The organism is uncultured Maritalea sp. (assembly GCF_937139385.1).
In the GTDB taxonomy this organism is placed as follows: Bacteria; Pseudomonadota; Alphaproteobacteria; order Rhizobiales; family Devosiaceae; genus Maritalea; species Maritalea porphyrae_A.
This window is the reverse complement of the sequence record NZ_CAKZPW010000410.1, coordinates 1-7494: the sequence shown is the minus strand read 5'-3', so window position 1 is coordinate 7494 and position 7494 is coordinate 1. Positions and strand designations below refer to the sequence as shown.

Sequence of the window (7494 nt, the reverse complement as noted above, 5' to 3'; positions counted from 1 at the left end):
ATAGGGCGTCTCAAATCGCGCCGCTTTGGCGCGCGAAAATCCAACGCTCTCATAAAGATCGGCCCGCCCCAGCACCACGATCTCGGCGCGCGTCGCCTCGGCCCATGCCGCCAGTTGTCCCATCATTCGCTTGCCAAGCCCGCGCGCCTGCCAATCGGGCGCGACCGCAACAGGCGCCAAGCAAAGCCAGCCTTTCGGGGCGACCATGTATGACAGCGCATAATACCCAGCCAAAGCGCCGCCCGCGGGCAAAACCATCTCGCCAGCAATCGCGCCCGCCTTACGCAGCCGCTCAACCAACCGCGCTTAAGTGGCGCATTGCGCACGGATTTTCAGCCACAGGCCGACATTGGCGCCCTCTGGAGCGTCTTGCCGCTACCTAAGTTACATCCCTCTATCGAGCGTATCTTTTCTGCAAACCGTCCCGCCCGATTTGACTTTGAATTGACCGAGCCGGGCAGTGCGAATGAGCAAAAACTGATTTTGACCAGCAGTGCAGGCGAGTTGAGCATGAATGCTGATGTGGCGCTTAGCGCGGGATTAACCGGCGCATTTACGTCGCCAACAATTGGCTCATTTGAGATAAATGCTCCTTCTGCGAACTCGCTTTTCTCGCAATTGGGCATTGAGAGCGCTTCTTTTGACGATCAGCTTCCCGCCAAGTTGGAAGTTGAATACAAAGGAACAGTTTTCAACAGTGTACAACTGACCGCCCTCTATTCAAGCGCTGAAGAGGCGCTGGGTTATCAAGGATCGCTGATCGTGAGTGATTTGGATCGGTTGCGCGGTACGGGTGAACTTCGAACGAAATTAAGCGACACCGAAGGTTTTGCGGCGTGGGTGGGGCTGGAGAGTTTTCAAGTTCCAACTGTAAACGGCAAAGCCACTTTGAAATTTGTTGGCGCTGACGATATTGAGTTGCAAGACATCCAATTGCGCGCTGGTGATGAAGACGTGGCTGGCGCCATGCAGCTGCGCCAACTTGGCGATGTCAAAGTGATCACGGGTGATTTAAACATTGGCCGCCTAGACGTGGAAGCATTTGCCGCATTCCTTGGGGGCAATGCATCGACCTTGAAAACCGGGCAGCAAATTTGGCCCGATGGCCCCTTCAGCGTAAATGGTGATGCCCGGAATACAAGAGGGCGATTGCACGTTGAAACACCATTGTTGATGATCAACGGTGGCGTGTTGCTTACAGAAGCCGGATTTGATGTTTCTTGGACGAATGCAGAGAACCGCATTCGCAACCTTGTTGGTGCGCGTGGCCAGGGGGAAATCACTGCGGATATTTCTCTTTGTTGTCATGGCGGGGTTGCACAAAAGCAAGTTTCTGGCCGATTTGCAGTAGATGGGGTTTCGCTGGACGATATTTTCCCAGCAGCAGTTTCGCATCGTGTGTCGGGCCAACTGTCTGGTAGCGCTCAGTTCTCAGGCGCTGGTGAGGATTTTGCCAGTGTTGTGGCGAAGTTGGGCGGCGAAGGTAGCTTTACCGTCATGGATGTCGCAATTGAAAATTTTGATCCCAAGATTTTTGAAAAAATCAATGCGGTCGAAAATGTGCTTGAACTAGAGGCTGAACAGCTTGAGGCGCAGGTTTTGGCGGATCTTGAGGGGGCGCCCTATTTGTCAAACGGATTTGAGGGTATTTTCAGTCTTGCGGCGGGCAAAGTGCTGATCTCCAATGTGGCAATGGAAGATGAGCGCACACGCTTGTTTGGTGATGTGAGTTTAGCATTGGTGGATTTAGGGCTTGAGAGTGGCTGGTCGCTTACCCCAACCCAAAATATTGGCGATGGCTCAGTATTGGATGAAACCACCGGGCGGGTGGACGCTTTGATTTCTGGTACCTTAGATGCACCTATCTATAAAATTGATATTCAACAAATGGTTGATTCAATTCAGGTAAAGGCCTTCGAATTGGAAGTTGAGCGGCTTGAAAAACTAAGAGCTGAGCAAGAAGCGAGGGCGCTGGCACAAGCGGAAGAGCAACAGCGTCGGATGGCAGAACAAGCTGCGCAATTGGCAAAAGAAGAGGCCGCAAAAGCGGCTGCACTTGAAGCTGAACGGCAGAAGAAAAAAGCCGAGGCCGCAGCCAAAGCAGCGGCGGAAGCCGCTATCCAACAAGACACGAACTCAAGTATCGTTGAAGTTCCGCCCATCAACCCAGATGACCAGCCATTGCCCTTGCTTGATCTTGACGCATTGTTTGATCCCAATGCGCCGTTTGACCCAAGCGCTACAGATCAGCAACTGCCTATAGATCTTATTGAAGGTGGGAATTAGTTTTGTTGGCGCTTGAGCGATCTGAGCACGGCTAGACGCAAAGCAGAGGCAAGATTTTCGGTGTCACGGTTTTGATCAATTTGCTCGATCAATTGGGAAAGGGTTAGCGATTGCACTTTTGCTAGCGCATCAATTTCATCCCAAAACTCTTGCTCAAGGGCAACGCTTGTGCGATGCCCTGCAATTGTTAGAGATCGCTTTTTCATCTTGATGATCTAAGGCTTTTTGCGGAACGAATCGAGGCTAACGACGTTTTCTGTTTCGTCGTCATCATCGCCAGATTTTGCTTTGGCTTGATCCACGTCGTCTTCGTCGTCGCTATCATCAGCTTCTTCGATAGGGGCGGTGACGTCACCATTTTCATCCATAACGTCAAATTGTAAGCCAAATTGTACAGAAGGATCAAAGAAGCCTTTAATCGCAGAATAGGGAACCACAAGCAATTCAGGCTGTCCGTCAAACGACAATCCAACTTCAAAACCGGTGTCGTTGATTTTGAGATCCCAATATTGATTCTGCAAAACAATGGTCATTTCATTTTCATATTGCTTAAGCAATTTTTCTGAAATGCGAACACCTGGTGCCGTTGTAACAAATGAGATGAAGAAGTGATGTTCGCCGGGGAGCCCGGTTTTTCCAACCTCAGTAAGAACTTTGCGGACCACGCCGCGCAGTGCTTCTTGTGCTAAAACGTCGTAGCGAATGAGGTCTTCGGACATCGCTTTTCCCTATTTTTTATCGAATCCAATTCAAGACCATATCAGCCCTAAATTTGTTGCAATTGCAAGCGGATAGGTACCTGAAACTGGGGATGCAGTAAATATTGAGTGCAGGTTTCTGTTGCCAGGTACCTGCGAACCCCGCCTATACCCTGCTAGGAGTATAGGGCTTCAATTCGAGGTGTCGAACCGCATTACGCAGCCAAACGTGCCTCAGCGAAGTTGTCATTTGCAACTATCATAATGGCCCGATGCGGTGGTACCATGCCGAGCGAAAGCAAACCCTTTACACCCTCGTCGATCCTATTTCGCCCCCAAAATCCGTGCTTTAGCAGAGCATCAGATGTTTTGGTGGAGGCGCCGGGTACCGCCCCCGGGTCCGAATGGTTTATTACGATCGCGATTTATCGCCGTAGCTGTTTCCAGCACCTTCAATATAGGCGCGATTCCTAAAAATGCAATCCACAGCTTGCATCTAAATGACTTTACTTGCCGATTTTGTTGTGGAATCGTCTGGGTGGTGGGGCCATATAAATCTGGCCATTGGCGGCAAATTTGAGGGAGTAGTGTGGCGATGAGCAAGCACTTGGAAGAAATTCAGAAATATGATGCAAAGGCCGATGCGGCAATTGTGGACAAAATGGCTAAGACGTATCGTCTGGTGCTGAGCAAGCGCGACAGTGCATTTGTTGCAGCGAGTGATGAGAAAGAGTTGAAAACAGTGCGCGAGAATTTCTTGAAAAAGAAACTCGGCATGAAAGATAGCGACGACAAACTTGACGCCATTATTGCTGAAGTTGTTGAGGATATGAAAGCAGATCGTATGAAAGAACGTCTGACGTTTTACTATCTGTGCGCCAAAAAAGCAGGCAAATTGTCCGTATTCTCGTAAAAAACGTTTTGCGAACAAAAGCAATTGCGCGGCGCCCTGAGGGCGCCGTTTTTCTTCGCGGATTTGTGATGCACAGTTGAGATCACTGCTGTTCTTGTCCTGCTAATATGGGGAAGATCGACATAGGAGATTGGTCAATGGATCGACGTGCTTTTATTTCAACTGCTGTTGCGGCAACCAGTTTGATTTTGTTCTCAAACCAAGCGTTTTCTGCCGAAAAGTTTTTTACCGGCCTGCTTCCTGGTGTTGCCATTGGCGGATATGATGCGGTTGCTTATTTTTCGGCAGGGGAGGCAAAGCCGGGCGATGGCGCTTTTGTGACCAACTACGAGAATGCCGAGTGGCGCTTTGCGAGCCAAGAGAATCTTGATGCATTTCTTGCAGCGCCAAGCCAATATGCACCGCAATATGGTGGCTATTGTGCATATGCTGCTTCTAAAGGGGCGTTGGCAAAGGGCGATCCTGAAGCCTGGACAATCTATGAGGGCAAGCTTTACCTCAATTTCTCCAAATCTGTGCGGTCCATTTGGCAGCAAGATATTCCGGGACATATTGAAAAGGCGAATACGAATTTTCCCAAATTGCTTGAGACTTGGCCAAATGTCACGGAGTGGTAGGTCGATCATGGAAAGACTCAACGGTGGTTTGAGAATCATCTAATGTCGCTTTCATGCAGACCTATTTGAATTTACTCAGTCACGTTTTGGAAAATGGTGTTGATCGGGGCGATCGCACGGGCACGGGCACGCGCGGCGTGTTTGGCTATCAAATGCGGTTTGACCTGCAAAAAGGTTTTCCGCTGCTCACCACCAAAAAGCTTCACCTCAAGTCGATTATTCACGAGCTGTTGTGGTTTTTGATGGGCGAAACAAACATTGCCTATCTCAAAGAAAATGGCGTTCGCATTTGGGATGAGTGGGCAGACGAGAACGGTGATCTTGGTCCTGTTTACGGATCGCAATGGCGGTCTTGGCCGGCTGGTGATGGGGAAACCATTGATCAGATTGAACGGCTGATCGAGGGGATCAAAGAAAATCCAAATTCACGTCGGCACATTGTAAGCGCGTGGAACCCGGCCGAAATAGAACATATGGCCCTGCCGCCGTGCCATTGTTTGTTTCAATTCTTTGTGGCGGATGGCAAATTGTCCTGCCAACTTTATCAACGATCAGCGGACATCTTTTTGGGTGTGCCATTTAATATCGCTTCTTATGCGTTGCTCACCCACATGGTGGCACAGGTGACAGGGCTTGAAGTTGGCGAATTTGTGCACACGTTTGGCGATGCGCATATTTATCACAATCATTTTGAACAAGCGCGGCTGCAGCTTAGCCGTTCGCCAAAACCGTTGCCAACGCTTTTGATGAACAAGGAACGCACATCGATTTTTGATTTCCAGTTCGAGGATTTCTCTTTTGATGGATATGAAGCGCATCCTTCGATCAAAGCGCCGATTGCCGTATGAGCGGGGTTCCCATCGATGCGCTGTCAAAAAAGGTGGCATTGGTCAGCGATAGATATGCGAAGCGCTGTGATATCCGGCGCGACGACGATTGGTATGCGCTGAAATTGGTTGAAGAGGTTGGCGAACTAAACGCTGAATATTTGCGGCTGACAGGACGCGGGCGAACCAAGGGCAAAACTATCCCCCAAATTAGGGATGATCTGGGGGCCGAATGTGCGGATGTATTGGCTCACCTGCTGCTTTTTGCCCAAAACAACAATATCGATTTAGAAAAAGAGTTACGCGAAAAATGGTTCGTGTATTTGGACAAGAATGACCATGATTGAACCTAAAATTTCGCTGATTGCTGCAGTGCCCAAAAATCACGTTATTGGTGCAAATGGCTCAATGCCGTGGTATTTGCCGTCAGATTTCAAATTCTTTAAAGCGCAAACCATGGGAAAGCCCATGGTGATGGGCCGCAAACAGTTTGAGACCGTGGGTAAGCCTTTGCCCGGCCGAACCAATATTCTCGTTACGCGTCAAACGGGTTATCAGCCGGACGGGGTCATTGTGATCAATGATTTTGATGCAGCAATTGAACATGCAAAAGCTATTGCTGTTGCTGATGGCGTAGATGAAGTGATGGTGATCGGGGGCGGCGAGATTTATAAATTGGCCATGCCGATTGCGGACCGACTATATATAACGCATATTGATGCTGAGCCTGAGGGAGATGTTGTTTTTCCTCAAATTGACGATGGTTGGGCCTGTGTTGAAAAGCCCAAAGTTGAGCCGCACGAAAAAGATACGGCTCAATATGAGATTTCGGTTTACGAAAAAAGATAAAATTCGCGTTCACATTGATCCAAACGCGCGGTTTTCCTATATAACAACTACAGTTTAAATTAATCGAAGGGTTTCCAATGCCTTGGAACGAAAATAATAATGGCGGCCCGTGGGGCCAATCTCCCGGCGGTGGCGGTGGTGGTGGACCTCGACGTCCTAATGGGCCTCCAAAGCTTGAGGATATTCTTTCGCAAGGGCGCGATCAATTCAAAGGTGGTGTGCCGGGTGGCCGATGGGGCATTCTGGGCATTATTGTTGTTTTGATCGGTGTCTGGTTCTCTCAGGCTGTTTACACAGTTGAAGCGCAAGAAGTTGGCGTTGAGTTGCTTTTCGGTAAGCCAAAGGCTGAATTTTCCCAATCAGGTCTTCACTTCCATTTCTGGCCAATTGAGACGGTTGAAAAGGTCAATACAACGCAAAACCAAACTCGTATTGGTTCGGTGCGTGGCATTCGGTCTTCGCAAAGCGCTGAAGGCTTGATGCTGACTGGCGATCAAAACATCGTTGATGTTGCCTTCTCCGTTCTATGGCGCGTTGGTGATCCGTCTGATTATCTTTTCAATGTGCAAGACCCAGAAGGTACGCTTCGGGCCGCTTCTGAAAGCGCGATGCGTGAAGTGGTTGGTCGTCGGCCTGCACAAGACGTGTTCCGCGACAAACGTGCGGAAATCGCTTTGGAAGTAAGCACGATCACGCAAACCATTCTTGATAGCTATGGTACTGGCATCAACGTTATTCGTGTTTCAATCGAAGACGCGGCGCCCCCGACTGAAGTGGCTGATGCATTTGACGAAGTTCAACGTGCTGAACAGGATGAAGATCGTTTCCAAGAAGAAGCGCGCCAATATTCAAACACTCGTTTGGGCCAGGCACGCGGTCAAGCGGCGCAACTTCGTGAAGAAGCTGCAGCTTATAAAGATCAAATCGTTAAGCAAGCTGAAGGTGAAGCTGCTCGGTTCGTTTCGGTTTATAACGAATATGCAAAAGCTCCTGAAGTGACGCGCAAGCGTTTGTTCCTTGAAACAATGGAAACTGTGCTCGGCAGTTCAGAAAAAGTGATCATTGAAAGCGGTGCTGGTTCAGGTGTTGTCCCATACCTGCCGCTGCCAGAAATCAATGCGCGCTCTAACTCGAATGCGGGGAACTAATCATGAATAATCGTTTAGCAATTCTCGCCGTAATCATTGTTGCTGGTTTCTATGTGTTCATGTCGTCAATCTTTGTGTTGACTGAACGCCAGCAAGCAATTGTATTGCGCTTTGGTGAAATCGTTCGGGTTGAAAAAGAGCCGGGCCTAAATTTCA

Annotated in this window: 10 protein-coding genes and 1 other RNA gene; 7 read left to right on the top strand and 4 right to left on the bottom strand. The window is 49.2% G+C overall.

All coding sequences use genetic code 11. The annotated features are described in order from the left end of the window. The coding region (locus Q0231_RS16235) for a GNAT family N-acetyltransferase (protein WP_299349244.1) at positions 1 to 300 on the bottom strand (300 nt) is incomplete at its 3' end. A 69-nt stretch (positions 301 to 369) separates the two neighbouring features. Here Q0231_RS16235 and Q0231_RS16230 point away from each other — a divergent pair. Next, positions 370 to 2286 carry an AsmA-like C-terminal region-containing protein gene (locus tag Q0231_RS16230; RefSeq protein ID WP_299349241.1) on the top strand — a complete coding sequence of 639 codons (1917 nt, stop codon included), beginning with the start codon at positions 370 to 372 and terminating at the stop codon, positions 2284 to 2286. Here Q0231_RS16230 and Q0231_RS16225 read toward each other — a convergent pair. The 3 genes from Q0231_RS16225 to ssrA form a co-directional block, all read right to left on the bottom strand. Continuing rightward, on the bottom strand, positions 2283 to 2492 hold the full coding sequence (locus tag Q0231_RS16225; RefSeq protein ID WP_299349238.1) for a ribbon-helix-helix domain-containing protein: 210 nt from the start codon (positions 2490 to 2492) through the stop codon (positions 2283 to 2285). The two genes, Q0231_RS16230 and Q0231_RS16225, sit on opposite strands and share 4 nt — an antisense overlap. A 9-nt stretch (positions 2493 to 2501) precedes the next feature. Then, positions 2502 to 3005, bottom strand: a complete 504-nt coding sequence (locus Q0231_RS16220) for an SspB family protein (protein WP_299349236.1) — start codon at positions 3003 to 3005, stop codon at positions 2502 to 2504. Between the two features lie 107 nt (positions 3006 to 3112). Continuing rightward, positions 3113 to 3470, bottom strand: a transfer-messenger RNA (tmRNA) gene (gene ssrA, locus Q0231_RS16215). A gap of 109 nt (positions 3471 to 3579) precedes the next feature. Here ssrA and Q0231_RS16210 point away from each other — a divergent pair. The 6 genes from Q0231_RS16210 to hflK all read left to right on the top strand — a co-directional run bounded on the left by Q0231_RS16210 (position 3580) and on the right by hflK (position 7338). Then, positions 3580 to 3897 (top strand): DUF2853 family protein, encoded by a 318-nt coding sequence (locus Q0231_RS16210; RefSeq protein WP_269393759.1) that lies wholly within the window; start codon positions 3580 to 3582, stop codon positions 3895 to 3897. 137 nt (positions 3898 to 4034) lie between these two features. Beyond that, positions 4035 to 4514: a YHS domain-containing (seleno)protein gene (locus Q0231_RS16205; RefSeq protein ID WP_299349233.1), complete on the top strand. Its 480-nt coding sequence runs from the start codon at positions 4035 to 4037 to the stop codon at positions 4512 to 4514. A 53-nt stretch (positions 4515 to 4567) separates the two neighbouring features. Then, positions 4568 to 5362 carry a thymidylate synthase gene (locus tag Q0231_RS16200; protein ID WP_269393761.1) on the top strand — a complete coding sequence of 265 codons (795 nt, stop codon included), beginning with the start codon at positions 4568 to 4570 and terminating at the stop codon, positions 5360 to 5362. Then, positions 5359 to 5688: a phosphoribosyl-ATP pyrophosphohydrolase gene (locus Q0231_RS16195; RefSeq protein WP_269393762.1), complete on the top strand. Its 330-nt coding sequence runs from the start codon at positions 5359 to 5361 to the stop codon at positions 5686 to 5688. Before Q0231_RS16200 ends, Q0231_RS16195 begins: the two co-directional genes overlap by 4 nt. Beyond that, entirely contained in the window at positions 5681 to 6190 is a 510-nt protein-coding gene (locus tag Q0231_RS16190) for a dihydrofolate reductase (protein ID WP_269393763.1), read from the top strand. Before Q0231_RS16195 ends, Q0231_RS16190 begins: the two co-directional genes overlap by 8 nt. Before the next feature lie 77 nt (positions 6191 to 6267). Next, a complete protein-coding gene (gene hflK / locus Q0231_RS16185) occupies positions 6268 to 7338 on the top strand; it encodes an FtsH protease activity modulator HflK (RefSeq protein WP_269393764.1) in 1071 nt (356 codons plus the stop codon). The last annotated feature ends 156 nt before the right edge of the window (positions 7339 to 7494 follow it).